Here is a 407-nt window from a genome sequence, read left to right on the forward strand (position 1 = left end):
CCATAGACCCAGGTGAAGCCGACCGTCGAGGCGAGCCACGGCAGCGTGAGGGCGCCAATGCCACCGCCCAGCGGCACCGCCGTCTGCCGGATGCTCATGGCCAGCCCGCGTTCGCCTTCGCGGAACCAGCGCATCACGGCTCGGCCGCTCGCGCCATTGACACTCCCGCTCAACAGCCCGACGACCGCCATCGCACTCATCAGCCAGCCCAGCGGCGGCGCATGACCACCGGCCGGAGCGAGCCACAGCGCCATGACCAGCAGGGCGATGGCGGTGGAGGCGAGGCCGCCGAGCAGCACGGGGCGGTCGCCCCAGCGGTCCGCCGCCACGCCCCAGGGCAGTTCGGACAGGGCGACGCCGAAACCGAGCGCCCCGAGGGCGAGGCCCAGCTCGGCGTTGTCGAAGTG

At 73.2% G+C, this 407-nt stretch carries 1 protein-coding gene; it reads right to left on the reverse strand.

Going from position 1 to position 407, the window contains the following annotated elements; genetic code table 11:
- A partial coding sequence (locus AC1DHL_RS30010) for an MFS transporter (protein ID WP_478164370.1) occupies positions 1-407 on the reverse strand: 407 nt, incomplete at both ends.

The organism is Variovorax sp. 10L426 (assembly GCF_056395305.1).